Source organism: Paenisporosarcina sp. (assembly GCF_057785155.1).
In genome coordinates this window covers 1-26,678 of sequence record NZ_JBYNRN010000050.1, presented here as the reverse complement: position 1 = coordinate 26,678, position 26,678 = coordinate 1, and the positions used below count along the sequence as shown (strand labels likewise).

At 36.2% G+C, this 26,678-nt stretch carries 32 protein-coding genes, 1 tRNA gene and 1 rRNA gene; 7 read left to right on the top strand and 27 right to left on the bottom strand.

The window, feature by feature from the left end:
* Positions 1–198: 198 nt before the first annotated feature.
* From AC3EA5_RS17745 to AC3EA5_RS17735, 3 genes are all read right to left on the bottom strand, one after another.
* Positions 199–462, bottom strand: coding sequence for a DUF1292 domain-containing protein (locus AC3EA5_RS17745; RefSeq protein WP_394191818.1), 264 nt, complete (start codon positions 460–462; stop codon positions 199–201).
* A gap of 239 nt (positions 463–701) precedes the next feature.
* A complete protein-coding gene (locus AC3EA5_RS17740) occupies positions 702–1,088 on the bottom strand; it encodes a DUF302 domain-containing protein (RefSeq protein WP_488609528.1) in 387 nt (128 codons plus the stop codon).
* 123 nt (positions 1,089–1,211) lie between these two features.
* Positions 1,212–1,730, bottom strand: coding sequence for a YehS family protein (locus AC3EA5_RS17735; protein WP_488609527.1), 519 nt, complete (start codon positions 1,728–1,730; stop codon positions 1,212–1,214).
* Between the two features lie 373 nt (positions 1,731–2,103).
* On the opposite strand from AC3EA5_RS17735, the gene AC3EA5_RS17730 reads away from it, so the two are divergent.
* A complete protein-coding gene (locus AC3EA5_RS17730) occupies positions 2,104–3,447 on the top strand; it encodes a glucose-6-phosphate isomerase (protein ID WP_488609526.1) in 1,344 nt (447 codons plus the stop codon).
* A 26-nt stretch (positions 3,448–3,473) separates the two neighbouring features.
* Positions 3,474–4,889, top strand: coding sequence for an NADP-dependent phosphogluconate dehydrogenase (gndA, locus tag AC3EA5_RS17725; RefSeq protein WP_488609525.1), 1,416 nt, complete (start codon positions 3,474–3,476; stop codon positions 4,887–4,889).
* Positions 4,890–4,999: 110 nt separating this feature from the next.
* On the opposite strand, the gene AC3EA5_RS17720 is transcribed toward gndA, so the two are convergent.
* The 3 genes from AC3EA5_RS17720 to AC3EA5_RS17710 form a co-directional block, all read right to left on the bottom strand.
* Positions 5,000–5,617, bottom strand: coding sequence for a YdcF family protein (locus tag AC3EA5_RS17720; RefSeq protein ID WP_488609524.1), 618 nt, complete (start codon positions 5,615–5,617; stop codon positions 5,000–5,002).
* A 45-nt stretch (positions 5,618–5,662) separates the two neighbouring features.
* Positions 5,663–5,950 (bottom strand): hypothetical protein, encoded by a 288-nt coding sequence (locus AC3EA5_RS17715; RefSeq protein ID WP_488609523.1) that lies wholly within the window; start codon positions 5,948–5,950, stop codon positions 5,663–5,665.
* Positions 5,951–6,273: 323 nt separating this feature from the next.
* On the bottom strand, positions 6,274–6,423 hold the full coding sequence (locus AC3EA5_RS17710) for a hypothetical protein (protein ID WP_488609522.1): 150 nt from the start codon (positions 6,421–6,423) through the stop codon (positions 6,274–6,276).
* A 521-nt stretch (positions 6,424–6,944) separates the two neighbouring features.
* On the opposite strand from AC3EA5_RS17710, the gene AC3EA5_RS17705 reads away from it, so the two are divergent.
* Positions 6,945–7,370: a hypothetical protein gene (locus tag AC3EA5_RS17705; RefSeq protein WP_488609521.1), complete on the top strand. Its 426-nt coding sequence runs from the start codon at positions 6,945–6,947 to the stop codon at positions 7,368–7,370.
* A 96-nt stretch (positions 7,371–7,466) separates the two neighbouring features.
* Entirely contained in the window at positions 7,467–7,619 is a 153-nt protein-coding gene (locus AC3EA5_RS17700; protein ID WP_488609520.1) for a hypothetical protein, read from the top strand.
* A 257-nt stretch (positions 7,620–7,876) separates the two neighbouring features.
* Here the strand turns inward: AC3EA5_RS17700 and groL are convergent, their stop codons facing one another.
* Both groL and groES read right to left on the bottom strand, forming a co-directional pair.
* The gene (gene groL / locus AC3EA5_RS17695) at positions 7,877–9,511 is read right to left on the bottom strand and encodes a chaperonin GroEL (protein WP_488609519.1); all 1,635 of its coding nucleotides are present in this window, start codon (positions 9,509–9,511) and stop codon (positions 7,877–7,879) included.
* 39 nt (positions 9,512–9,550) lie between these two features.
* Positions 9,551–9,835: a co-chaperone GroES gene (gene groES / locus AC3EA5_RS17690; protein ID WP_394191846.1), complete on the bottom strand. Its 285-nt coding sequence runs from the start codon at positions 9,833–9,835 to the stop codon at positions 9,551–9,553.
* A gap of 194 nt (positions 9,836–10,029) precedes the next feature.
* On the opposite strand from groES, the gene AC3EA5_RS17685 reads away from it, so the two are divergent.
* The gene (locus AC3EA5_RS17685; protein ID WP_488609518.1) at positions 10,030–10,764 is read left to right on the top strand and encodes a CPBP family intramembrane glutamic endopeptidase; all 735 of its coding nucleotides are present in this window, start codon (positions 10,030–10,032) and stop codon (positions 10,762–10,764) included.
* A gap of 81 nt (positions 10,765–10,845) precedes the next feature.
* On the opposite strand, the gene AC3EA5_RS17680 is transcribed toward AC3EA5_RS17685, so the two are convergent.
* The 13 genes from AC3EA5_RS17680 to AC3EA5_RS17620 form a co-directional block, all read right to left on the bottom strand.
* Positions 10,846–11,265: a VOC family protein gene (locus tag AC3EA5_RS17680; protein ID WP_488609517.1), complete on the bottom strand. Its 420-nt coding sequence runs from the start codon at positions 11,263–11,265 to the stop codon at positions 10,846–10,848.
* Between the two features lie 61 nt (positions 11,266–11,326).
* On the bottom strand, positions 11,327–11,584 hold the full coding sequence (locus AC3EA5_RS17675; RefSeq protein ID WP_488609516.1) for a hypothetical protein: 258 nt from the start codon (positions 11,582–11,584) through the stop codon (positions 11,327–11,329).
* A gap of 177 nt (positions 11,585–11,761) precedes the next feature.
* On the bottom strand, positions 11,762–12,235 hold the full coding sequence (locus AC3EA5_RS17670) for a hypothetical protein (protein WP_488609515.1): 474 nt from the start codon (positions 12,233–12,235) through the stop codon (positions 11,762–11,764).
* 111 nt (positions 12,236–12,346) lie between these two features.
* On the bottom strand, positions 12,347–12,724 hold the full coding sequence (locus tag AC3EA5_RS17665) for a hypothetical protein (protein ID WP_488609514.1): 378 nt from the start codon (positions 12,722–12,724) through the stop codon (positions 12,347–12,349).
* 235 nt (positions 12,725–12,959) lie between these two features.
* Complete coding sequence (locus AC3EA5_RS17660) at positions 12,960–14,222, bottom strand: TRAP transporter large permease (RefSeq protein ID WP_488609545.1); 1,263 nt, start codon at positions 14,220–14,222, stop codon at positions 12,960–12,962.
* Positions 14,223–14,229: 7 nt separating this feature from the next.
* Positions 14,230–14,682 (bottom strand): TRAP transporter small permease, encoded by a 453-nt coding sequence (locus AC3EA5_RS17655; RefSeq protein WP_488609513.1) that lies wholly within the window; start codon positions 14,680–14,682, stop codon positions 14,230–14,232.
* 41 nt (positions 14,683–14,723) lie between these two features.
* Positions 14,724–15,716, bottom strand: a complete 993-nt coding sequence (locus AC3EA5_RS17650) for a TRAP transporter substrate-binding protein (RefSeq protein WP_488609512.1) — start codon at positions 15,714–15,716, stop codon at positions 14,724–14,726.
* 12 nt (positions 15,717–15,728) lie between these two features.
* Positions 15,729–16,526 carry a carbon-nitrogen family hydrolase gene (locus AC3EA5_RS17645; protein ID WP_488609511.1) on the bottom strand — a complete coding sequence of 266 codons (798 nt, stop codon included), beginning with the start codon at positions 16,524–16,526 and terminating at the stop codon, positions 15,729–15,731.
* Positions 16,527–16,537: 11 nt separating this feature from the next.
* Complete coding sequence (locus AC3EA5_RS17640) at positions 16,538–17,209, bottom strand: DUF2848 family protein (RefSeq protein ID WP_488609510.1); 672 nt, start codon at positions 17,207–17,209, stop codon at positions 16,538–16,540.
* A gap of 3 nt (positions 17,210–17,212) precedes the next feature.
* On the bottom strand, positions 17,213–17,872 hold the full coding sequence (locus tag AC3EA5_RS17635; RefSeq protein ID WP_488609509.1) for a GntR family transcriptional regulator: 660 nt from the start codon (positions 17,870–17,872) through the stop codon (positions 17,213–17,215).
* A gap of 234 nt (positions 17,873–18,106) precedes the next feature.
* Positions 18,107–18,910, bottom strand: a complete 804-nt coding sequence (gene tatC, locus AC3EA5_RS17630) for a twin-arginine translocase subunit TatC (RefSeq protein ID WP_488609508.1) — start codon at positions 18,908–18,910, stop codon at positions 18,107–18,109.
* A 17-nt stretch (positions 18,911–18,927) separates the two neighbouring features.
* Complete coding sequence (locus AC3EA5_RS17625) at positions 18,928–19,122, bottom strand: twin-arginine translocase TatA/TatE family subunit (RefSeq protein ID WP_394191860.1); 195 nt, start codon at positions 19,120–19,122, stop codon at positions 18,928–18,930.
* A gap of 63 nt (positions 19,123–19,185) precedes the next feature.
* Entirely contained in the window at positions 19,186–19,842 is a 657-nt protein-coding gene (locus tag AC3EA5_RS17620) for a redox-sensing transcriptional repressor Rex (RefSeq protein WP_488609507.1), read from the bottom strand.
* A gap of 124 nt (positions 19,843–19,966) precedes the next feature.
* On the opposite strand from AC3EA5_RS17620, the gene AC3EA5_RS17615 reads away from it, so the two are divergent.
* Entirely contained in the window at positions 19,967–21,898 is a 1,932-nt protein-coding gene (locus AC3EA5_RS17615; protein ID WP_488609506.1) for an ABC-F family ATP-binding cassette domain-containing protein, read from the top strand.
* A 528-nt stretch (positions 21,899–22,426) separates the two neighbouring features.
* Here AC3EA5_RS17615 and tsaD read toward each other — a convergent pair.
* The 5 genes from tsaD to AC3EA5_RS17590 form a co-directional block, all read right to left on the bottom strand.
* Positions 22,427–23,449: a tRNA (adenosine(37)-N6)-threonylcarbamoyltransferase complex transferase subunit TsaD gene (tsaD, locus tag AC3EA5_RS17610; RefSeq protein ID WP_488609505.1), complete on the bottom strand. Its 1,023-nt coding sequence runs from the start codon at positions 23,447–23,449 to the stop codon at positions 22,427–22,429.
* Positions 23,446–23,901 (bottom strand): ribosomal protein S18-alanine N-acetyltransferase, encoded by a 456-nt coding sequence (rimI, locus tag AC3EA5_RS17605; RefSeq protein ID WP_488609504.1) that lies wholly within the window; start codon positions 23,899–23,901, stop codon positions 23,446–23,448. The genes tsaD and rimI overlap by 4 nt, the downstream gene beginning before the upstream one ends.
* A complete protein-coding gene (tsaB, locus tag AC3EA5_RS17600) occupies positions 23,894–24,604 on the bottom strand; it encodes a tRNA (adenosine(37)-N6)-threonylcarbamoyltransferase complex dimerization subunit type 1 TsaB (RefSeq protein WP_488609503.1) in 711 nt (236 codons plus the stop codon). Before tsaB ends, rimI begins: the two co-directional genes overlap by 8 nt.
* Positions 24,601–25,053: a tRNA (adenosine(37)-N6)-threonylcarbamoyltransferase complex ATPase subunit type 1 TsaE gene (tsaE, locus tag AC3EA5_RS17595; RefSeq protein WP_488609502.1), complete on the bottom strand. Its 453-nt coding sequence runs from the start codon at positions 25,051–25,053 to the stop codon at positions 24,601–24,603. The genes tsaB and tsaE overlap by 4 nt, the downstream gene beginning before the upstream one ends.
* A gap of 152 nt (positions 25,054–25,205) precedes the next feature.
* Positions 25,206–25,281, bottom strand: a tRNA-Asp gene (locus tag AC3EA5_RS17590).
* A gap of 183 nt (positions 25,282–25,464) precedes the next feature.
* Here AC3EA5_RS17590 and AC3EA5_RS17585 point away from each other — a divergent pair.
* A complete protein-coding gene (locus AC3EA5_RS17585; RefSeq protein ID WP_488609501.1) occupies positions 25,465–26,073 on the top strand; it encodes a hypothetical protein in 609 nt (202 codons plus the stop codon).
* Positions 26,074–26,604: 531 nt separating this feature from the next.
* Here the strand turns inward: AC3EA5_RS17585 and rrf are convergent.
* Positions 26,605–26,678, bottom strand: a 5S ribosomal RNA gene (gene rrf, locus AC3EA5_RS17580); the annotation flags it as partial.

Genomic DNA, 26,678 nt, shown 5'->3' with positions numbered 1-26,678 from the left:
TTTAATCACTCCTCCAATTAGTATGAGTGAAGTATAAATACACATTAATGTGATTGGAGAAACTGATGAATATATGAGTTTAATTCCGCTGCGGCAAGTACAATTATTATGGATGTTAAACGTCTTATATAGTCAATACGTAAAAGACCGTTTGGAGATTGAAACTTCCAAACGGTCTTTATCTATATCTCAATGAGTTTACTCTTCTCCAGCCTCTTTAAACGCTAAAGATACCATCTCGAATTCCTCATCACTTTCGATAATCGATAATTCTTCTCCTTCTTCAACTCTTAAAAAGAAAACATCGATATCATCTGTTGAATCATCTTGTGTTTCTTCAGCAAAACCAACTGCTGCATATTCGATGCCATCGATACTTAGCGTACCTAATACTTCGATTTCTTGCTCCTCATTATTCTCATCAAACAATGTAAAAATGTCGCCTACTTCGATTTTCTCCATTGGTTTTCCCTCCTATGACTTGTACTTCATATGCTTATCATACCACTTCATGATTTTTCAAAACATGAAGTGATTGCATGTAAAAGTGTACGTTTCCAAGTTGAATTTTATAAGTCAATAATAGAGGTTATCTGGAATGGAATGCAAATTTGTGATGAATTTCCGATTTCCTGTTGGATGAAGTTTCTATATATAAGAATAAACCGCTCAGGTTTCCCTGCAGCGGTTTAGTGTTCCATTTAAATTGCTTGATCAATGCTTCGAATCAGTCGATTTTCTACATCGGTCGCAATTTCAGTTAATTTATCGTTGTTTGCTAATTCAATAAGCGTCGTTGGTTTCGGTAAACCAATTTTCGTTTTGCCTTCATCTTCGTATACGACAATTTTACAAGGTAAAAAGTAGCCCACTACTTTATCTTCCTGTAATACTCGATTCGCTTCTTTTGGATTACACACTTCGAGAACACGATAGCCTGTATTAAAGTCCAATCCTTTTTCCTGTAATTTTGCTGTTAAATCAAAGTCCCACAAAACGCCAAATTGTTCTTCTTTAAGTGATGCCTCAAGTGCTTTTACCGCTTCATCCATTGATTTCTCGGTTTCGACCGTATAATGAAAATTCATTCGTATCGCTCCTTTGAAATTATTATTGAAATAAACACACATTTCAGTATACCCAAGTCGGTATAAACAAAAACACGGAACCCGATGGATTCCGTGTTTCGATTCTTTCTATTTATAGTGTGTCTATTTTCTATACTTAATCGCTAACCCTTTTAAGAAATTTCGTGCGTATCGATCGCCACATTCTTTATAGTTTTTATGACCTACTTTTCTTAATAGAGCCCCTAATTCACCTTTTGTTACAGTGACGCCAGCTGATTCTAAAATTTCGAGCATATCCTCACTTGTTAAAGAGAGGGCGATTTTTAATTTCTTTAAGAGCATATTATTCGCTCTTTCATTTGTCAGTGCGGGTCTTTCAGGTTGCCCTGGTTGTGGATCTTGTTTGCCTCTTTTGAAAACAATAAACCCATTTAAAAACGACTCTAACATCGCATTATCACATTTGATGTTTTCATCATTTTCGACTTCATCATCATAATGGTCAAAATCATCATAATAATCGTCTTTTGATTTCGTAAGAATTAAAAGCACTTCTTCTTTTGTGAATTCCATGCCACCGAGTTTAAATATCTCAATCATATCTTTATTTTTTATATCTAGCGCATATCTTAATCGAATTAATATATCGTTATTATCCATTGTTAAACCTCCTAGTACATTCCCTGTTCACACCATTTTATGGTGTGAATTTAACCGAATTATTCAATTGAATTCAACCTAATAATAGCACAATTAGTCAGGTTTTATTCAAATGGGCTAGCTAAGAGTATATCTACGTACTCCAATTCATATAGATCTTACAAAACTCGATCCCCTCTATCCATAAACCTAAAATATTTCCATGATATAAAACGGACTTTATCGTATCATTGAAGGTGGAAAGAATTTTAGTTAAATCCTAATTTTTTATGCATTTATTTAAATAATAGACATTTAGACAAGTCAGCTATTGTTAACCAATCAAGTTAAGTGGTGGTAAGATAAAAGTTGAAGTTAAAAGGAGATGTAACAGATGACCGTATCATTTAATTACAACAATGCTTTATCGTTTATGAAAAATAGTGAAGTTGAAAATTTAAGTGAGTTTGTTAAACAAGCACATCATCAAATTCACCAAAAACAAGGGCCTGGTTCTGATTACTTAGGTTGGATTGACTGGCCAGTTAATTACGACAAAGAAGAATTTTCTAGAGTGAAGCTAGCTGCTAAGCGAATTCAAGAACAGTCAGACGCATTGATTGTTATCGGCATTGGTGGCTCTTATCTAGGTTCTAAAGCTGCAATTGAGGCTTTATCGCATACGTTTCATAATCAAATCAAAGGCAATACAGAAGTATATTTTGCAGGACAAAATATTAGTTCTACCTATATCGAGCATTTAATGCAGGTATTAGAAGGAAAAGACATTTCGGTTAATGTTATTTCCAAGTCAGGTACAACTACAGAGCCGGCATTAGCATTCCGCATTTTCCGTGAACTTATGGAGAAGAAGTATGGAAAAGAAGAAGCAAGAAATCGAATTTATGTGACGACCGACCAGAATAAAGGCTCTCTTCTAAAACTTGCTGGTGAAGAAGGGTATGAAACATTTGTTATTCCTGATGATATTGGTGGTCGTTACTCGGTTCTGACACCAGTAGGCTTACTTCCTATTGCAGTTGCCGGTCTTAATATTGACCAAATGATGGATGGTGCAAAGCAAGCATTCGATAAATATAACAATCCCGATTTGGCATCGAACGAAAGTTACCAATATGCCGCTATCAGAAATCTTTTCTACAACAAAGGCAAATCAATTGAGTTATTTGTAAGCTATGAGCCTGGCTTAAGCTATGTGGCTGAATGGTGGAAACAACTCTTTGGAGAAAGTGAAGGTAAGGATGAAAAAGGCCTCTTCCCTGCCTCAGTTAACTTTACAACCGATTTACACTCGATGGGACAATACGTTCAAGAAGGACGTAGGCTTTTAATTGAAACAGTTCTACAGGTGAAAAAACCGGCAATTGAACGGATTATTGAAGCGGATCCTGAAAATATTGACGGATTAAATTTCCTAACTGGAAAAACAATGGATGAAGTGAACAAAAAAGCAGCTCTTGGAACGACCCTTGCTCATATTGATGGAGGTGTTCCAAATTTACTAATTGAGTTAGACGAACTTAACGAATTCACTTTTGGGGAATTGGTTTATTTCTTTGAAAAGGCTTGCGCGATCAGTGGAACTTTACTTGGAGTTAATCCATTTGACCAGCCAGGAGTCGAAGCGTATAAAACGAATATGTTTGCATTACTCGGCAAAGATGGTTTTGAAAAAGAAAAAGAAGAATTAGAGAATCGACTATCCACATTAGGGTAAGAATCAGGAAGAAATGAGGTAAGTATATGACGAAACAACAAATAGGTGTTATCGGTTTAGGCGTAATGGGATTGAATCTAGCGCTAAACATGGAAAGCAAAGGCTTTTCGGTATCGGTTTACGATTACTGGACAGATCGAACAGAAGAATTTTCTACTAAAGAAGCGAAAGGTAAAAACATTCAAGGTGCCTACAGCTTAGAAGAATTTGTCGCTTCTTTAGAACTTCCACGCAAGATTTTATTGATGGTAAAGGCTGGAGAGACAACTGATTCGGTCATCGACTCTCTTATCCCTCATCTTCAACAAGGGGATATTCTGATGGACGGCGGGAATTCATTTTATGAAGACACAAATAGACGTACCGCAAAATTACAGGCATTAGGCTTGAATTTCATTGGTGCAGGAGTTTCTGGTGGAGAAGAAGGTGCACGAACTGGCCCTTCTATTATGCCTGGTGGACCGAAAGAAGCTTACGAACAGGTTCAACCTATTCTCGATGCCATTTCTGCAAAAGTCGACGGCACACCATGTAGCACATACATGGGACCAGATGGAGCAGGACATTATGTGAAGATGGTTCATAATGGGATTGAATATGGAGATATGCAACTGATTTCTGAAGCGTACTTCATCATGAAACATGCACTTGGTCTTACAGCTCAGGAATTGCATGAAATCTTTTCAGAGTGGAATAAAGGAGAACTTGATAGCTACTTAATCGAGATCACTGCGGACATTTTCACTAAGATGGATGATGAAACCGGGAACCCACTCGTTGATCAGATTTTAGATGTAGCTGGTCAAAAAGGGACTGGAAAATGGACGAGTCAAAATGCTTTAGATTTAGGTGTCTCTCTCCCAATTGTTACTGAATCCGTATTTGCGAGATTTATTTCTTCTATTAAAGAAGAACGCGTGGCAGCAAGTAAAATACTTAAAGGTCCTGAGTCGAAAAAGTATGAAGGTAATCCAAAAGAATTTATTGAAGCGATTCGTAAAGCTCTGTATATGAGTAAAATTTGTTCATATGCCCAAGGTTTTGCACAAATGCGTGCAGCATCTGAGGAGTACGGTTGGAACATTCCTTACGGAGATGTAGCGATGATTTTCCGTGGAGGTTGTATCATTCGAGCTCAGTTCTTACAAAAGATTAAAGAAGCTTTTGACCAGAACAGTGACTTGCCTAACCTATTAGTGGATCCGTACTTCAAAGAAATCGTTGGTGACTATCAGAGTTCACTTCGAGAAGTACTAGCATTGGCAATCCAAAAAGGGATTCCAACGCCTGCTTTCTCAAGTGCATTAGCTTACTATGATAGTTATCGTACAGAAACGTTACCAGCTAACCTGATCCAAGCACAACGTGATTACTTTGGTGCACATACGTATGAGCGTACTGACAAAGAGGGAACGTTCCATACGGAGTGGTCGGCTAAATAATTAGTAGCAATAATAAAGCATCAGGTAGCGAAACAACATAAAGTTGTTTCGTGCCTGATGCTTTTTCCTGTTCTTGAATTTGCACGAAAAATATCGTCTATAATCAATTATTATTTAGATATTTCAACCTTATCATCTATAATAACCCCTTGTTTAACGTAATTTATTAGTTTGCCCGATTCCATCTCTATTCTTTTCCTGCCGCATGGATAATTAAACCAGTTATCTTCCCTGGTTGTTTGGTCATTAACTGTACACAGAGAATATTCTATCCAATCTGGCATAAACGTTTTTAGTGTTAAATGGAACCTACGCATATGAAAATTTGTGGTAACCACAATTATTCTCTTTATATTATGTAAATAAAAAACTCTATCCAAAACTAGCAAAGAAGCAAGAACATTTTCTTTCGTATGAAGGGAAACATCCTCTACTATTATGTCCTCTTCTGGTATCCCTTGTTCAATAGCTTTCTCTTTTAATAATTGTGCTTCTGATAACTTGTTACCTTCCCAAATTACTCCACCTGAAAACAAAATCTTATTTGCTCTACCTTCCTTATACAGTTGTATAGCTTTTGGTAAGCGATATTCCACAGCCTTATTACTACCTGGAACAAGAATGCAATCACCAATCTCGTTATCATCTTCCAAATTTTTATAAATGAGTTCGGTCATTTGTAGGTCAGTAAGTTTATTAGGTTCTAACTGAGATATATTTATTAACATATTTCACCTCGACAATTGATTAAGCCATTCACTTCAATAATGCTTTTACTTAATGATACCTTTTCTTAAAACCCCTTTTGCTTCCGCTGATATAAGCGTACTGTTATACAGTTTTACGATGATTTTCATCATATCAATTTCATTGAAAGCAGGAGCATTATTAATTGTTTTTCCGTTTTTGGTGTACCTCATTAATAGTTGTTCATCTTTTTGTGGAACACCGTTAACAATAGCCGTGCATTTATCAAACACAATGTCATACTCACTATCAACATTTTGTGAAATGCGATCATGCAATTTATACTTCATTGTAGGTTTAATCACTTTTTTCATCCTTTCGTTTCCCCTTTCTTACTATTTATCTACAAGGAGATTCGTAATGGTCATTCTTGCACTCTCCAGCATTTATTTAGTTCTCTAAAAACACTGCTTTTCCTTCTTGAAATGAAAAAAGAGGCTCCCCAAAAGTTCAAAGAACTAATGGGAAACCTCTAAAATGAAAAATCTAATTCAAGAAAATGTAACTCGTCTGTTACCCCTAGGCCGCTGGGTCATCTACTTTAATAAAAGTTTCTGTACACAAGTATTGATGTTCAATTCATGTAATTCTTTTGCTCACTTGTAGCTGTTGAACCCGTTATATGTTTTCATTGATATTATTTATCTTCTTGTTCTTGTTTCTTTTTTAAATACTCCGCACGTATTTTTTCAAGTTGCTGCTTTTTATCAAATTTGGCAGGCTTCTGTTTTTCATGATACTTTGTCACAGCTGCCTTACCTTTGGTATCCAAATGATATTTCCCCACTTTGTTCACCTACTTTTCTTGTCCTGAAAGAGAATCTATTCACAAATATAATATACCTTATTTTACTGAAGTAAACCTTAAAGAGCATAAAAAAACCACCTCCCAAGAGTTACTCTTGGGAGATGGTAATTGCTTTACGTTTAAATTGGGAGTTATACCACTTCAGAAAAAGTGAATATTTCTCGAAAAATTTAAGCTCATTTTACAAGGTGTAAAAGTTGCTCAACCCTTACATCATGCCGCTCATTCCATTAACCACTAAATAACTCTTTATAATTAATGAAACGTCTATTTATTAACGTTAAATTGGACTTACTTTAATTATGTTTGTACAAAATTTGAATAGATGATGGTCTAAGTGATGGTCAAAAATTAATTTACTCTCATCTACGACTAATGAGCCTCAGACTAAGTCTTCAATTTAACAGCTAGGTTACCGCTGGAAGGTTTGGAAATTTTCTGAAACTTTCTACATTCTCAATCGTACTAACTAATGAGGAAAAATAAAGGGGGAGCATTAAATGAAACATTTGAGAAGATCGTTGTTTTCAGTTTTCTTACTGAGTATTTCATTGCTCATTATAGGATGTTCTAATGAACATACAACAGAGAACTACATTGCTAAGGTAAGTGATTTTGAGGACAACATTTATAATAGTAGTCAAAATCAAAGCATTGGTGTACTCGGAAAAGAACTGAGAATTTCAGGAATCTATGATAAAGAAGCAAAGATTAAAACAAGCCTAGATGACATTATTTCCACTATTAGTGTCGGAACAGGGGAACAACGAGTTAAAACTTTTTCTAATGTAAAAATAACAACAGATAAAGATAAGTATACGATTACAGCAGATGATGGAATTAATCTTGTGTTTACAAAAATTGGAGAACGTATTATTAAAGATGAAAAAGGCGTTAGATACCGAACAAATAAACAACCTGATTAACAACTTCAAAATAAGAAGTCTTTCTGATAAAACAGAAAGACTTCTTGTTATTTATACTCGAAGAATTACCTAGATGGTATGCATAGAAGTGCAAGTATGATGTTCACCGCAGCAGTAAATTGGGATATGATTTCCAAAAACCCTACCGAGAAATTCAAAATGCCAAAAAAGAAGTATTCAAGTGATGAAGAAGAAAATCAAAATTATTTAGAGAATGATGAAGTTGTCGAAAATGAAAATATAATTTAACTCGAAAAGCGTGTTAAAACCTAAACACTTAGGTTTTAACACGCTTTTTAGTGGGACATTAGAGAAATACTCAGATGCAATGATCAGCCAAATCTTGTAGTAAACGCAAAATGTACAATAAGACATCTTTTCTAAGAAAGGAATGATTAATTTACCGTTTGATGGTCTATTTGATAGTCAATATTAAAATAACCCTATAAAAAAAAGTACGGAAACCCTTTAATAATAGGGTTTCTCGCACTTAATTTCAGAATTTATTACATCATGCCGCCCATGCCACCCATATCAGGCATGCCCATTCCACCACCAGCATTTTTGTCAGGGATGTCTGCAACTACTGCTTCAGTAGTTAAGAACATTGCTGCTACAGATGCTGCGTTTTGAAGTGCAGAACGTGTCACTTTCGTTGGATCCACGATTCCCGCTTCCATCATGTTTACCCATTCGCCGTTAGCTGCGTTGAAACCGATACCGATTTCTTCACGCTTCAAGCGGTCAACGATGATTGAACCTTCAAGGCCTGCATTGTTAGCAATTTGACGAACTGGCTCTTCAAGTGCACGAAGAACGATTTTCACACCAGTTGCTACGTCGCCTACTTCAGATGAAGTCATTTCTACTACTTTGTTATATACGTTTACTAGTGCAGTACCACCACCAGAAACGATACCTTCTTCAACTGCTGCACGTGTAGAGTTTAATGCGTCTTCAATACGAAGTTTGCGCTCTTTTAGTTCTGTTTCAGTTGCTGCACCGACTTTAATTACGGCAACACCACCTGAAAGTTTAGCTAAACGTTCTTGTAGTTTTTCTTTATCGAATTCAGAAGTTGTATCTTCTAATTGTGAACGAATTTGGCTTACGCGACCAGTGATTCTATCAGGTTGGCCAGCACCTTCAACGATTGTTGTGTTTTCTTTAGTAACAACAACTTTCGCTGCGCGTCCTAATTGAGAGATGTTAGCTGATTTCAAATCTAATCCAAGTTCTTCCGTAATTACTTCAGCACCTGTTAAGATCGCGATATCTTCTAGCATTGCTTTACGACGATCACCAAATCCTGGAGCTTTAACAGCTACAGCATTGAATGTACCACGTAATTTATTCACAACTAATGTTGCTAATGCTTCGCCTTCAACGTCTTCAGCGATTAAGATCAACGGTTTACCTTGTTGAACTACTTGCTCTAAAACTGGAAGGATTTCTTGAATACTTGTGATTTTTTTGTCTGTGATTAAGATATATGGATTTTCTAAAACAGCTTCCATTTTCTCTGAATCAGTTACCATGTATGGAGATGCATATCCACGGTCAAATTGCATACCTTCAACTACATCAAGTTCAGTCGTGAATCCTTTAGATTCTTCAATCGTGATGACGCCGTCGTTCCCAACGCGCTCCATCGCTTCAGCGATTAATTGACCTACTTCTTCGTCAGCTGCAGAGATTGCTGCTACTTGAGCAATTGACTCTTTGCCTTCGATTTCTTTAGAAATTTCTTTTAACTCAGTTACTGCTGCAGCAACTGCTTTTTCGATACCTTTACGGATACCTACTGGGTTTGCTCCAGCTGTAACGTTTTTCAAACCTTCACGAATCATTGCTTGCGCAAGAACCGTTGCAGTTGTTGTACCGTCTCCAGCGATTTCATTTGTTTTAGAAGCTACTTCAGCAACTAGCTTAGCACCCATGTTTTCAAATGGATCGTCAAGTTCGATTTCTTTTGCAATCGTTACACCGTCATTTGTGATTAGTGGTGAACCAAATTTTTTCTCAAGAACGACATTACGTCCTTTTGGTCCAAGTGTTACTTTTACAGCGTCTGCCAATTTATCTACACCGCGAAGCATTAAGCTGCGCGCGTCTTCGCTAAATTTAATTTCTTTTGCCATTTAATAAACCCTCCTAGTAGTTGGTTGATTATTTATTTATTAGCCAATTACAGCTAAAACATCGCTCTCGCGTAAAATTAAGAATTCAGTGCCTTGGAATTTCACTTCTGTACCAGAGTATTTAGAGAAGATGATTTTGTCTCCTTCTTTAACATCTAGCTCGACACGTGTGCCATTGTCTAAAATTCGTCCAGTACCAACTGCTACTACTTTGCCTTCTTGTGGCTTCTCTTTAGCAGAGTCTGGAAGTACAATACCGAATGCTGACTTTTCTTCAGACTCGACTAATTCAATTACGATACGATCGCCTAATGGTTTTAACAAGTGAAACAACCTCCCTGATTGGTTAAATATGTTTTATTAGCACTCTCTGTCTTTGAGTGCTAACACAAGTATTATCATAATGAATTGGCTGAATTTTTGCAAGTAGGAACTCGTAAATTTTTGTATTCTTTGCGAGGCTTTCCAAAAAGCCCTACAATATAAATAGAACTTCTTAGAATGAAAGGAATTACCTCGTGAAAAATAACAAAACCGCATTTTATTTAATCATGGTATATATCACTATGCAGCTTTCTGGACTACTTTTTGCACCCTTACTTTTCATGTTCTTTTCTTCTCAGAATGGAACGTCCACAGAGCGAGCTGAATTACTCGCGAGTGGTTGGTGGGTATTCATCAGTATGTCAGTAGCTACATTGATCTTTGTCGCCATTATTCGAAAGGATAAAACCTTTTTTAATAACTTACGCGGCAAACAAAGTTCCATTGGCGTTTCTGTCCTTTACGGAATTCTAGGTTTCTTCCTTGTTTTATTTGGCCAAACGATGGCCGCTTTAATAGAACAACAACTTGGAATTGACCCTGGTTCCGAAAACACCACCATGTTCATGACGATTGCAAAAACGGCTCCTGTTACAATTCTTTCTATTGCAATCTTTGCTCCGATCTTAGAGGAACTAATCTTTAGACGCGTAATCTTTGGAACTCTTGTCCAAACGACTAATTTCTTTATAGCTGGATCTGTTAGTGCAATCGTGTTTGCGATTATCCATTTTGATTTTACACACATACTACTCTATGCGGTATCAGGATTTATATTCGCATATTTGTACTATAAAACGAAACGAATTCTCACGTCGATTATTGCCCATATGTTATTAAATGGCTTTGTCGTCCTTGTTCAACTAAATCAAGACGTCATTCAAAAGATGCAGCCGAAACTTGAAATGATTTTGAATTTGTTTTATTGAAATCAAATGAAGGCTTCTAATTGAAAGTAAGAGAAAGCACATTTTAGGCTAATCTAAAATGTGCTTTCTTTTTGAATTTGTCTATTGAGAAATAAAATACCTTTCCTTGAAAATTGGACTTAATTCACTCCATACGTCAAATTTATTGCCATCTAGATCGGTGAAAACGAAATTTTTGCCAGAGTGACCTCTCTCTTCAATTACACCAACTCTTATTTGCTTTTCAATAAAGTCTTTATGTATAGCTTCTAATGCATTTAACCCATTCACTTCAAATGTGATTGAAAAACGCTCCGTACCGTAACAATCATGAAAATTAGAGCTCTGGTTTTCATTTGATTTAACAAGGAAGAAACTTTGGTTTGCAAAGTTTAATATTGCTTTATCATCGTCCTTATAGCTTAACTCTGCCCCTAATTTACTGACATACCATTCAGATGAAAGTTCAACGTTGGAAACTGGGATATACATAGTTCCAACCCTCAATAATGTTTCATTCACTCTGATTGCCTCCTTTAATTAATTTCAACTAATATTTCTTTCCCCTTCCTTATACCGGTATTTATTTAAACACCGCTTTAAATTCTTCGGGGACAATTGTTACGTCCAGAATCTTATATTCGTTATTTGGAGTTAAGTTAAGTAAGACCATTTCGCCATTATCAAACTCTAACAATTCGTATGTTTTAAAGCTGGTTTTAGAACTCATGATTTCATTAATTTTTTTTAGAGTTTCTTCAGTAACATACTCATCTCGATCTTGAGCAACTATTCTTTTAGCAAGCGTATAATCCTCAGTTCTTACTGCTTCTTTGAACAAAATCCCTACCTCGGTAGGACCATTATTGTCATCATTCTTTTCAATAAAAATCATAGTAACTAATATAAAATTAAGGACAATGGATAATACAATTATGATATTTTTTATTTTAAAGGAATTCTTCTCCTCAATGATGAATTTTTCAATTTATCTCAGCAATTCAACTTAATTTGCAGGTTATTTACTATCAGCCAAAATGTTTAGTCCACCAGCTATGCCAAAAGGAATTTCCTTGTATCTTTCTTTCACAAAACCTTTCAATTCTACATCCGGATTCTCAAAATCAAGTAAATCATTAACTGAAAAAACCTCTTTAATTGGTGCAGAAATAGAAAATTGAATGGACTCTCCTGATTTTAAAGTTACCGGGTTTACCGTATTAACTGTTTTCCCTTCAATTACGAAAGGATTTTCCTTTGTACCATTCGAAATTTTAATTGGATAACTCATAGTAAACATTAGATGGGTTAATTCAAATCCTGTCTCATTTTCTATTTCAATGGTATACGAGTTATATTCACTAGTTGATTTAGTATTGACTACATTGAACACAATTTTTTCATCATTAAATTCAGTGAAATTAGGTGAACAACCGACTAATAAACCTAGCAAGATTATTGCTGAAAATATAATTGCCAACTTAAATTTCATCTTATCCCCCTTAGGTAAAACTTCAAGTTCCCACTCTATTTATTGCCGAAACTTTCTTCATGAATTAATTCAACACGTTCAAACAAATACCTGCAGTTTATTTCCGCAGTTTTATTCAAGAGTTTGACTTGTACCATACCTCTCCCCATTTTCATCTTGCAAAATACGCTCACCAATTCGTTGTAGTTCCAATGACAAATCATTGCCACTTGTTATGAAGTAGGTGTCCCCTTTTGTTTTAACTTGAATGTCTCGATATACAACCTCAGAGGGTTCCTTTCGTTCTCCATCTTTAGGGTCCATATCAGGTTTTATTTCAAGACCACTTTGGATAATCGTTAAGGTACCTTCACTGAAAATGAGTTGATTACTTGTGTTACCTTGTTCAGAAAATATGATGTCTTCTAAGTGACTTTTCTCTGCTGGATATTCGTTTGTACATGCTGCTAAAAAGAACGTTGAGAATAGCACTACCCACAATTTTTTCATATCTCTCACCTCCAACTTTTTCAAAATGCTTTCGTTTATTTACGAAATGAAATCACTTAAGTTTCAATATTTGGTAATTAATGAAAACAAAAAAAACTTCCACCAAATCATTCCGGTGGAAGGTTTTCGTTTCGTCTTCTGTTTGTTCTTATTATTTAGTATTAATCTTAATCAGTAGCATGGAGTTATAAGAAGATGACTCCGGAACTTTACCGAAGTCATCCTCTATTTGTTATTAATTAAAGAGCTCTACTGGGAACAATACTAAACTAGGAATATAAGTAATAACTATCAATACAATTATCAAAACTGCAATTTGTGGAATAAGATATTTGAACATTTGTGGCACTTTTATTTTTGCAATTGAAGCAGTAACAAATAGACATACTCCAAGTGGTGGAGTAACCATACCAATAGTCAAATTGACAGCCATAATTATGCCAAAATGTATTGGGTCTATACCAGCTACAAGAATTAATGGCAAAAATAACGGTGTGAAAATTGATACGGCACTAATCGTATCTATAAATGTTCCTGAAATTAGTAAGACCACGTTAATAATCAATAATAATAACAATGGATTATCTGCCACTGGTCCAAGAATATCGATTAATTGGTTAGGAATCTGATTAAATGATAGGAACCAAATGAAAAGTGATGCTGCACCAATTAGAAATACAATTGCAGACGTTGTCTTTGCAGTTTCTAACATAATTGGTCCAAGATCTTTAAATGTAATCTCCTTATAAACAAACATCCCAATAATAATTGCATAAACTACAGCAATTACTCCTGACTCTGTCGCAGTAAATACTCCAGAAATAATTCCCCCGATTATGATTATAGGCATCAGTAGTGCAAGTAATGCATCTTTTGCACCAATCAATATCTCTTTAAAAGAAGCACGGGTATCACTTGATCTGTAGTTATTTTTCTTCCCTACGTAATAACTGTAAATCATTAATCCAATTCCCATTAATAGACCTGGAATAACACCCGCAATAAATAAGTCCCCAATGGAAACACTCGCAATTACTCCATACAGAATTAATACAATACTAGGGGGAATAATAGGTCCAATTGTTGCCGCACTTGCCACTAGACTTGATGAAAACCTGATATCATACCCCTCACGTGTCATAGCAGGAATCATCATTCCACCTATAGCAGCAGCTGCAGCTATTGCTGTTCCCGTTAAAGCAGAGAAGAACATACTTGCTAAAATCACGACCATTGCCAATCCACCTGGTAAAGGTCCAACAATCATTTTCGAGAAATCAACGAGTCTTTTAGAGATTCCTCCTTTGGTCATAATTTCACCTGCAAGTATAAATAAAGGTACTGCGACCAAAGTAAAGCTATCAATTCCACTGAAAATATTTCTTGGAACGTTAATTAATAGATCTGAGTTTGTTAGGAAAATCCCAACTATTGAAACAAACGCTAATCCATATGCGATTGGAACTCTTAATAAAATCAATACGAATAGTAAAACGATTAGCCAATCATTTAATCACCTTCCTAATATGGAAGTACAACATAAACAATGCACTTAAAGGAATAGCTAAATAGACGTAAGCTTTCTTGAGAGGTAGAATACCTACAATCTGACCAGATTCAAGATTAGCCCTTACTAGTTCCCAACCAAAATACAAAAGGATAAGGATGACAGTACCAGTGATAATAAATTCTATGACTACTAGAATCTTTTCTTTTATGGAAGAAAGATTATCAAATAAGTCAACAGTTAAGTGTTCTTTATTCTTAACTGCCAGTGCCGCACCAAATAAAATACTGTAAACAAAACTAATCATTAAAACTTCTTGCGACCAACTAATTGGTGATTTAAATACATATCTAAACAGTACTTGTAAAAATGTAATAATCACTGTTAATGATAGAGAAACCGTAGCCAATACCTGCAGAACTTTCCCTAACATATAATCTACCTTCTGCAAATTTCACCACCCCTTAACGTAAGATAGATTCCGACATTAATCTATTCTTTAATTCGATTAATTAAGTCTTCAGGAACTTGTTCGTTTTTAACATCTTTTGTAACATCACGGAACGCTTTACGATCTGGCTCAGTAATTGTTACACCATTTTCTTTCAGTGTATTTACAATTTCTTCTTCCTTATCTGCTAAGAATTCCCGCTGGTATTCAGTAGTTTCTTTTACAGCCTCTTCCAAAGCCTTTTGCTGCTCTTCACTTAAATCTTCCCAAACATTAGAGTTCATCAGGACTACTGCAGGTGTATATGTATGAGCAGTGAGTGATACATATTTTTGCACTTCATAAAACTTCATAGAATCAATTGTTGGCAGTGGATTCTCTTGGCCATCTACTACACCTTGATCAAGAGAAGAGTAAAGTTCATTAAAATCAACAGGCGTTGGATTAGCACCTAAAGCCTTCATGTGATTTTCCCAAACAGGGGCAGGTTGAACTCGAATTTTTAACCCTTTTACGTCTTCAGGTGTATTGATTTCTTTCTTATTATTCGTTAAGTGTCTGAATCCTACTTCCCAATATCCTAAGCCCTTCATATTTTGATCATTCGCTTTTGTTAATAACTCATCACCGATTTCTCCATCTAACACACTATAGACGTGTTCTTTGTCTTCAAATAAATAAGGTAGTCCAAAGACATTCATTTCTGGAATAACGTTTGCAAGTGAACTATCCGCCGCAACTGTCGTCATTTGAATTGTACCTTCCATGACTTGCTCAATAGCTTCACCTTCGCTGCCTAACGTAGCATTTGGATGAATCTCAACTTCTACGGTTCCATCCGTCTTTTCTTCTACAAGTTCTTTAAATTTCTCAGATGCGATATGGTACTGATGAGATTCCGATCCAGTATGTGCGAGTTTCAATGTAATTGAATCTCCATCACTTCCCGACCCTGCGTTTTCTGAACCACAAGCAGCTAAGCTAAGTGACAAAATTCCAACTACTGATAACTTTTTCATTAAATTCATTTTCATCATATTTTCCCCCTATTGATGTTGTTTATATAGTCCAGGTACTCGACTAGAAAAAATCGGAACATTTACTCTCGCTTGATTTACTTTTTCAAAATCTAATTGATAAGTGAGCGTTTCCTCTTTATCTTTTGAACCTTCAACTAAAATTTCTCCAGAAGGATCGATAATCATAGATGAACCGCAGAATTCAACTCCGGCATACTCACCAACCCTGTTAGATGAAATGACATACATTTGATTTTCTATCGCTCTAGCTACTTGCAAGCTTTTCCAGTGCAGTGTCCTTGCTGATGGCCATTCTGCAACGATATGTAACACCTGAGCTCCTTCTAAAGCAAGCGGGCGAATGATTTCTGTGAAGCGCAAATCATAGCAAATGATTAATCCCATTTTGATCCCATCTAGTTCAAAAATCTCTGGTACCGCTGTTCCACCCGTCAAATAATTGTGTTCATTAAGCATCGGCACTAAATGAACCTTATTATATGAATAAACCAGTTCTCCTTTTCTATTAAAAACAAATGAAGAATTATAAATATTTTCTCCTACTTTATTCGCAACAGACCCGCCAATAATATTGATGCCATAACTCGCAGCAAGTAAACTTAAAAATTCCCGTGTATTTTCTCCATTTATATCCGCAATATCCTTTAATACATCTAACGTATATCCAGTAGTCCACATTTCAGGAAGAATGATTGTATCGGGTTTTTCGACATCTAAAATACTAACTAGCCATTCTAATACTTTTTGGTGATTTGCTTTTGGGTTACCTGGAACAATATCCATTTGATAGATTGAATATTTCACTCTCTCACCTCTTATGCAATTTGATTCACTGTATAATTTGCTTGTATTTCTTTCTTACGAACCGGATCAATAATTTTCATTTTGAACGCTTGTCCGTATTTAAATCCATCACTTAAAGGAACAGTACCTGCCAATACTAATGTGTTGTTTAAAGAAACCTCTTTTTTCTTTAAAAATGCAAGAATTTCATCGTAAGTAATTATTGAAGAGACAGGATTTTCTTGATATAGAACCCAGTCATTTTCAATCAGTTGTTCAGAACGAATAATTAATTCATCCCAGTGATTCAATACTTCATTAATATGCCATGCTTCCGTTCCAATCGGTTTATCACATACTTGTTTAGACTTATTAATGTCTACTGTTTCAAGTCCGCGATCTGTATGGTCACTGCCTACAGTTAAAAAAACCTCATTTTCTTCAAACATAAGTACGAGCTCTGCTTCTCCACTCGTCTTATTACCTATGACCTGAATATCATTATTTTGATTTACTGTGTATGCGCTTACAGGATAAAGCATTGGCACCTCTACTGGTTCTGGTATACCTATTTCAGCTAATTCCTGTATATGTTCGTATACTTTTTCTTTATTTCTACCTGTGTAACCTATGCAGTAAGTGCGTTCTACTGTAAATTCTTTAGGGATTTGGTCAATCGAAAGTATAATTTTCTTTTTTTCCATTTCTTATTCCTCCGACATATTCATGACATGCTGTTTTGTGATATTGAGATGGTTAAGCAATTTCTCTTCTGCATTACCAGATTCTTTTAATGCCAAAATTATATTTTTGTGTTCAATAATAACTTCTTTCATCCGACCTTCTTTCATCAATGCATGGTGTCCAACTAAAAGAGTTAAATTGTACATTTCATGTAAGACTTGTTCAAATACATTTAGATTTGCAAATTGTAATAGTTTGGTGTGAAACAACAAATCTAGTTCAATAAATAAAATACGGTCATTGTTTTCCATCGCATTCTTTTGTTGTTCCACTACATTTTCAATTTCCTCAATTTGATGAATCTGAATTGTAGAAGAAAGATTTTTCATTCCTTCAGCTTCAATTGTTTGACGCAGAAAGATAATCTGGTTACTCTCATTTCTTGAAATTTTTCTAACTTGGAAGCCCTTTCGAGGTATATGAACTAGCAAACCCTCTTTTACTAATTCCGCTACTGCTTCCCGTATCGGTGTCCTTGAAGTATTTAGCGTTTCTGCTAGAAGTGTTTCAGTAAGTATTTCTTTCTCACTTATCTCTTTTGTTAATATAGCCTTTTTTAACTCTTCATAAATTAATTCTCTAGTTGTCTTATTTTTTGAAACCGGTTTCATTTGAAGTTTCATCTTTCCTCCTCCTAATAAAGTATTATTATTTATGTATTATGTGTTATGTATACATAATACATAAATAATTTGAAAATTGTCAATATATTATTTATTAAATTGAATTTTATTATCTATAACCTTTCAAATAGTGAGAATAGATTTTGATAAAGTATTCAATCAATCTATTTACTTCAAGTACAAAATCATACAAACCGACTTAATGAAATCCAAACAAAAAAACCTTCCACTAGATCATTCCGGTGGAAGGTTTTCGTTTCGTCGTCTATTTGCTTCATCAACTAGTGATTGGTGCTCTTCACGTTGACGTAATTCTTCTGATTTCAAATACTTTTTGTATCCGACACGTGAAACCATGACACTCAGTTCATATAATGCGAACAATGGCACCGTGACGATTAGGTGAGAAATAATATCTGGTGGCGTGATAAATGCCGCTATGACAAATAAAACAAAGTATGCATATCTTCTTACTTTCACCATGAACATTGGCGTGATCACGCCAAGTCGAGTTAAAAATAATAACACGATCGGTAATTGAAAAATAATACCGAACGGAATCGTAATTTGGAATAGGAAATTGAAGTAATCATTAATTCCAATTACTTGGTTTATTCCTAAATCTATTGCTAGTAAGATCATAAAGTGAATGACATAGGGAAATAACACTTTATATGAAAACAAAATTCCTGCTACAAATAATAAGAAAGTAAAAGGAATATAACTAAGGGTTGCTTTTCTCTCAGGCTCATAAAGACCCGGACTTACAAATCCCCATAGTTGATACAAAATAACGGGAGACGTGAGTAAGAACGCAACAAATAGGATAACTTTTAAGTAAATCATGATTGGATCTGTAATCGTAAATGCATGAAGCGGTAACGATTTGGCTTCTTCACTGTATTGTAAGAAGTTTATTAATGGTTCAGCAATAAAGAAACTTGCCACTACTGCAATAACAAAGAAAACGACGATGATCATCAGTCGTTTTCTTATTTCATCTATATGTTCAACGAGTGTTAAGTCTTTTTCATTCATTGAATGTTCATCCTAACTTACTTCAGTTCGTCTTTTTGAACGTCTATTTTCTTTTTATCTTCTTCGTCATCATCTGCTAAACCTTTTGTTGCATTTTTAAACTCACGTAATGACGAACCAAACGCTTTACCTAGTTCAGGTAATTTTTTAGGACCGAACACAAGTAATGCGACGATACCGATAATGATTAAACTTAATGGACCTGGAGACATTGCAGACACCTCCTTATAGTGTGATTTCATTTTAACGTATTTGCCGAATCTATGCTAATGCTACTATGAACGATATGTGAACGTTTCCTCGTCCTGTCTAATCAAGTAGATCAAGGTCTGTAATTCAACAGATAAATCAATCGTATGTACACGAATAGAATCAGGCACAGATAAACGAACAGGGGTGAAATTTAGAATCCCTTTTACATTGGTTTTGGTTAGTCGATCGGTTACTTCTTGTGCAGCGCGTGAAGGCACAGTTAAAATGACAAGTTCAATTCCAAACTCTTTGATTTTTTCTTCTAATTTACTAGGTTCGAAAACAGGAATATCACTCATCATCGTACCGTCTTCAGTGGCACTTGTATCAAATGCGAGCACAATACGTGTATTGTGATTTTTATGGAAATTGTATTTCAAAAAAGCAGTTCCTAAACTACCTACTCCAATCAAAGCGACATTCGTTTCTTCATCTTGGTCTAATGTTTGACGGAAGAATTCTAAAAGATGAGGGACATCATAGCCGTATCCCTTTCTTCCTAAAGCACCAAAATGAGAAAAGTCTCTTCGAATCGTTGCAGGGTCGATTTTCATGGCATCACTTAACTCTTGTGAAGACACACGTTTTTTGCCAGTGCTCGATAAATTTTGAATGAAACGATAGTAAAGTGGCAGTCGTTTTGTCGTGGCTTGTGGAATTTTAATCGGTTCTTGTTTCATGCAGTTCCTCCTGCGATTTAAGCGAAATCGATTCCATCTTACATCAGTCGTATGTATAAGTAAAGTTCGGTCGTTGCAAGTGTTTGAACCATCCTTTAAACTAAGTGAGAACTGAGGTGGAATTATGATTGTCTTACAAGTGAACCAATTACATAAATCGTTTGTTGTAGATGAAATATTAAGCGGTGTTAAACTCGAAATTAATCATCGTGATCGTGTTGCATTAGTCGGTCGAAATGGTGCTGGAAAGTCAACACTCTTAAAAATTATTGCTGGTAAAATGTCATACGATTCAGGTGAAATCATCATTCCTAAAGGCACAAAGGTTGGCTACATGGAGCAACACGCTGGAATCGATTCCGACCTTTCCATTTGGGATGAAATGATGACCATATTTGCACATCATCAAGCTGCAGAACAAGAACTTCGAACCCTTGAAAAGCAAATGGCGGACCCTTCTATCTATGAAGATGCGGAAGCATACGCCCGCTTAATGGCTGATTATGACATAAAACAAGTGAATTTTAAGGATTCGGGTGGTTATCAATATGAAGCTGATACCCGCTCCGTGCTTCACGGGATGCAATTCTTCCCTGAAGATTTCACAAAACCAATTCAATCCTTATCCGGTGGTCAAAAAACGCGATTAGCATTAGCTAAACTCCTTTTAACAAAACCAGACTTATTAATTTTAGATGAGCCTACTAACCATTTAGATATCGATACATTAAGTTGGCTTGAGCGTTATTTACAAGGATATCCAGGTGCTATTTTAATTGTTTCCCATGACCGCTATTTCCTCGATCAAGTTGTAAACTTTGTCTATGAAGTATCTCGTCATAAAGTAAAACGCTTTGTAGGGAACTACAGTGCATATTTGGATGAGAAAGCGAAAACGTATGAACGCGATTTAAAGACTTTTGATAAACAGCAGGAAGAAAAAGCGAAACTCGAAGATTTCGTCCAACGCAATTTAGCTCGAGCGTCCACAACGAAAATGGCACAGTCGAGACGTAAGGTTTTAGAAAAAACAGATTGGATGGATTCACCTGATGGATCGGAGAAATCCGCAAATTTCGGCTTCTCAATTGAACGTCAAAGCGGAAATGATGTTTTAGCAATAGATCAGATGACCGTTGGTTATGCTGGGAAACCCGTTTCAACAGATGTGAATCTTCGTGTATTCCGTGAGGACCGAATTGCTTTAGTCGGACCAAACGGGGTGGGTAAATCCACTTTATTAAAAACAGTTGTTAAAGACATCCCGCCAATTAGTGGAAATATCAAATACGGCACGAATGTGCAATTTGGCTATTATGACCAAGAACAAGCCAAACTAACCGGCAGCCGTTCTGTATTAAAAGAACTGTGGGATGAATGGCCACTGATGAATGAAAAAGATGTTCGGAATGTATTAGGTCGCTTCTTATTTAGCGGGGATGATGTGACGAAGTCCATTTCTTCATTGTCAGGTGGCGAAAAATCACGCGTTGCCTTAGCTAAATTAATGATGTTGAAATCAAATACGTTAATACTCGATGAACCAACCAACCATCTGGACCTTGATAGTAAGGAAGTTCTTGAAAACGCATTGATAGACTACCCGGGAACCATCCTTTTTGTTTCGCATGATCGATACTTTATTAACCGAATAGCTACAAAGGTTATTGAGTTATCAAGTGACGGCGCATTTGAGTATTTAGGCGACTATGATTACTACGTAGAAAAGAAAAAAGAGTTAGAAGAAATTAAATTAGAAAAAATGGGGCTTCAAGAAATTGAATCTCCTACTGCTAAACAATCTACTTCAACGATTGATAAAGATGCGAAGAAAAGAGAACGTCAAATCACACGTCGATTAGAAGATTTAGAAGTTGAATTACAAACAATTGAAGGTAAAATTCAACAAGTTGAAGAGAAGCTTTGTGATCCAGCTATTTTTCAAGATCACGAACAGTTAATGGCCCTTCAAAAAGAATTAGATTCAGTTAAACAAGAGCAAGATGTCTACATGACTGAATGGGTTGAATTAGAAGAAGAATTGGAAAATTTATAAATTTTATCATTCTTGCCACATGGGAGACCATGTGGCATTTATTTCGCCTTGTTTCGATTATATATATAGGTCAATAGCAAATTTCGATATTTTTCTTTCCACAAATTTATTCACATCAAAACCTTGATATATCAATCTATCAACAGACTTATCCACACTGTCCACAGGTAAAAAAGTTTTTGTACACATTACCGGTGGATTAATGACCTACTATATATTGAATTCCACCTACTTATACACAAGTTATCAACAAATTGTGCATAAGTACAGATGTTCTCTATTGACACTGACCTACTTTTTTGTTTATCACAAGATGAGTTTGGGGATAACATATTCTTTTTTAAACTTAAAAAACAGCTTAATCGACAATGGAATAAGTTATGTATTTCCTATATGGAATTTCTAAAACATTTATCGTATTAATTGATGGATAAAAAATGGACAGTTATAATAATCACCCTGATACAAATCACAAATTTGATTGCCACAAAAAAAATCGACTTCCTCTTTCGAGAAAGTCGATTTTTCTTATTTCCAGTTAAATAACGGCATTCCTGGCTTCCCATTCATAGCCATCGTACCCAAGATTCCTTTTTCAAACATAACTGATCCAGCAGCTGCTATCATCGCTGCATTATCCGTACATAAAAATAACGGTGGCACTGTAAATGGAATGCCTTCATTTTCAAATGTCGTTTCTAATGATGCACGCAGACCTTTATTGGCAGAAACGCCTCCAGCCGCTATAACATGCTTCACATTGAATTCTTTTGCAGCACGTAGCGTCTTCGCTGTCAGGACTTCGACAACACTCGCTTGGAACCCAGCAGCAACCGCTCCAGGTTTAATGTCTTCTCCACGTTGTTCCGCATTATGCATATAATTGATCACAGATGATTTTAATCCACTAAAACTAAAATCATAGGATCCTTCTTCTAACCAAACCCGAGGGAATGCAATGGCTTCTTCTTTAGATTCTTGTGCCAATTTATCAATATGAGGACCGCCTGGATACGGCAGCGTTAAAACTCTTGCTACTTTATCATAAGCCTCTCCTGCTGCATCATCACGTGTTTCTCCAATCAATTCAAACGAACCATGTTCCCGCATTAAAACAATCTCTGTATGGCCACCAGAAACCACTAAAGCCAACAAAGGAAATTGCATCGGTTCCACCAATTGGTTAGCATAGATATGTCCTGCAATATGATGAACGCCCACTAGAGGCAGTTCATTCGCAAATGCAAATGCTTTAGCTGCGTTAATGCCGATTAATAAAGCCCCTACAAGTCCTGGACCTTCTGTTACAGCGACGGCATCTAAATCTGCTGGTTGAAGATTTGCTTGCTTCAACGCTTCCTCAATCACAAGCGTCACTTGTTCCACATGATGTCGAGAAGCAATTTCAGGCACGACTCCTCCAAAACGCTTGTGACTCTCAATTTGCGATGAAACCACGTTAGAGATAATCTCAGTTCCATTTCGTACGATTGAAGCTGCTGTTTCATCACAGCTCGTTTCAATTCCTAAAATCAGTTGATCTTTGCTCATTTAAATTCCACCCACATAACTAAAGCATCCTCATTCGTATCCGTATAATACCCTCTTCGGATGCCTCCATTTTGAAAATCCAGTTTGCGATATAAATTCTGTGCAATTGTATTACTTACTCGAACTTCTAAAGTCATCACAACAACTTCATGTTCTTTAGATACACGGATGGCTTCTCGCATAAGCCCTTCCCCAATGCCCTGCCCTTTAACCGCTTCCGTAACAGCCACATTGGTTATATGACTCTCATCCATCACTAACCACATCCCACAGAAACCAACAATTTGTTTATCATTCGTTTCTGCCACTACATAATAAGCATGTAAATTTGTCGTCATTTCTTGAACAAACGCATCGCGAGTCCAAGGAAGGCTAAATGCCTCATGTTCTATTTTTAAAACGGCATCAATATCTTCCACCGTCATTTTACGATAGGATATCGAGTTAGTCATGCGTATTTCCAGCCTTTTTCTGGTCTTCTCGCCAGTTAGCTTCAGCTTCCGTAATACGCTTATAATCAGGCACAAAATGATGAGTAGCTTCATTGGTCGGGATTTCTTTCAACTTCGCTTGAGCAATTAACACAGATGCTCGAGGCAAGTCTTGATAGAACGGCGCTCGAACAGCACGATCGCCTAAAGCTGATTGAATCGTATCCCAATGAATCGCAACATCTTGACCAACGAATAAAATATCCTCGTTCATATCGGAAACTTTGGTTAATAAATCCTCAAGTGCATAATGTCCATCTTCTACCTTTTGCTCACCTGTATTCGAATAGATAGCAGAAAACACATTTTGTCGACGCGCATCCATAATAGGACAAATTAATCCGTTAAACATGGAGCCGTTACCAGCTAATGTTTCTAAGCTCGATACGCCGACTAATGGAATCTTAAGTGTCCAAGCTAGCGTCTTCGCAATCGTGACACCTATACGAACCCCAGTATACGATCCTGGTCCCTCAGCAACCGCAATTGCATCCAAATCAGATGGCTTCAAGTTAGCCTGTTTCAGAGCCTCTTCTACAGCAGGCATCGCCCCGACTGAATGAGTGATCTTAACAGAACTTGTCCATTCAACTAATAATGTATCATCTTTAACGACAGCCACTGATAAGGGCATATTCGATGTATCAATTCCTAACCAAATCATTCAAATAACTCCTTACATAATTGCTCGTACCGTTCTCCAAATGGCGTTACTTCAAAACGGCGAGCAAATTCATCTTCATAATAGACTTCAATCTGTAATCGTTCTTTTGGCAAATCATGTTCAATCAGCTTTGCCCACTCGATTACCGTCACCGCATCCCCATAGAAAAGCTCATCCCATCCTAAATCTTCTTCACTACCTGCGAGACGATACACATCTAAATGGTTAAAAGGCAGCCTGCCTTCATATTGTTTTAATATCGTAAAAGTCGGACTGTTCACATTGCGAAGAACCCCTAAGCCTTTTGCAAAGCTTTTGGTAAACGTCGTCTTGCCAGCCCCCAGATCACCTTCAAGCGTAATTACATCTTGAGCTTGAACCAACGATCCGAGTTTCTGACCAAATTGTTCTGTTTCTTCTAGTGATGCGACTTGTTTCATGTATGTCATAATTTCATTTCCTTCGCACATATTTTCTCTAGTGTACCGAATACATCACAATACTTCACTTTATTTATATTAATAATTTTAATTAATCAACGAAACAAAAAAATCCACATAGAAAGTTTCCTCTCTTTGCGGATTGATAATTTAAATTAAAATGGCGGTCCCGACGGGAATCGAACCCGCGATCTCCTGCGTGACAGGCAGGCATGTTAACCGCTACACCACGGGACCTCAAATATTTAACGACAAGATTTATTATACCAATGTATGAAATAAAAACAATAGCATAATTGAAAATAGTTTTAAATATAATAGATTTTATTTTAAAGGTTAATTAAATGAGTGGAATTTTATATATAAATGGTATAATTTAGTTTAATTTCTAACAATTTGATATGAAATTGGGGAGTGTTGATGATCAGAAAAAAAACATTCAAGAGTATCACAGTCTATTTCTTAATAACGATTATTATCCATGCTTTTTTCGCTACTAGTGCGTTTGCATCTATGGATCCTGCCGAAATCAAAAAGAGACATTCGGAAGCACCTTTCCATATCACAGGAGAAGTAATTGCAGATGTGAAGATTAAAGATTTATCAGAAGAAAAAGATGGTGCCTATCAATTAAGGAAAATGACAATAGAAATTGATGAAGTGATTAAAAGTGAGGATAGTGAGGCACAGGCTACTAGTGTCGAAGTCTACTACTCCTATCTACCTTCATGGCGTGCGAGAGAATATGTTGGTGGAAAGCCAATGGATATTACAATCAATGACGTCATCGAAATCTGGCTAGACAAAGGAGAATACGGTTGGAAACCCGTTCTTTCAGGATATTCTGTTGAACATATAAAATATATAGAAAAACGCAATGAACCCATTCCTGAACCATTTTTTCACTATATGGAAAGAACCATGGCAACCAATATTCAATATAATTTAAGTGGAGTAGTGATGATTGGCATCGCATTTTCATTACTAGTCATATTCTATATTGGATTTCGAAAGCGAAATACCCGTTAAAAATTCGCTCAAACAGAAAACGTGTCAGTTGGTAAGCCAACTGACACCATTCTTGCGTGTTAAATTGTTTGGATTTCGTGAATTTTAGAATGTGAGGCTCGAATCCTTGAATAGCCCATGCGAATGCTAGAATAGCACCGTCCAAATGCAGAACAGCCTCATCTAATCCTTGAATACCAGCCGCGAAATTGAGAATGTCTTTTTTCTGGCTACTCTATATCTAAAAACTACAACCTGTATTGGCATGATACAGTTGAAAAGACCGCACGAACAGAATACGTGTCAGTTGGTTCGCCAACTGACACCATTCTTGCGCGTTAAATTCTTTGGATTTCGTGAATTTTAGAATGTGATGCCCGAATCCTTGAATAGCCCATGCGAATTCTAGAATAGCATCATCCAAATGGAGAACAGCCCCATCTAATCCTTGAATACCACCCGCGAAATCGAGAATGTCACGATTACCCCTACCACGCTCAACCTAAAAAAGAACACAAAAAAACCAGTACCTCTCGGTACTGATTTCTTAGTGCCTAGCGACGTCCTACTCTCACAGGGGGAAACCCCCAACTACCATCGGCGCTAAAGAGCTTAACTTCCGTGTT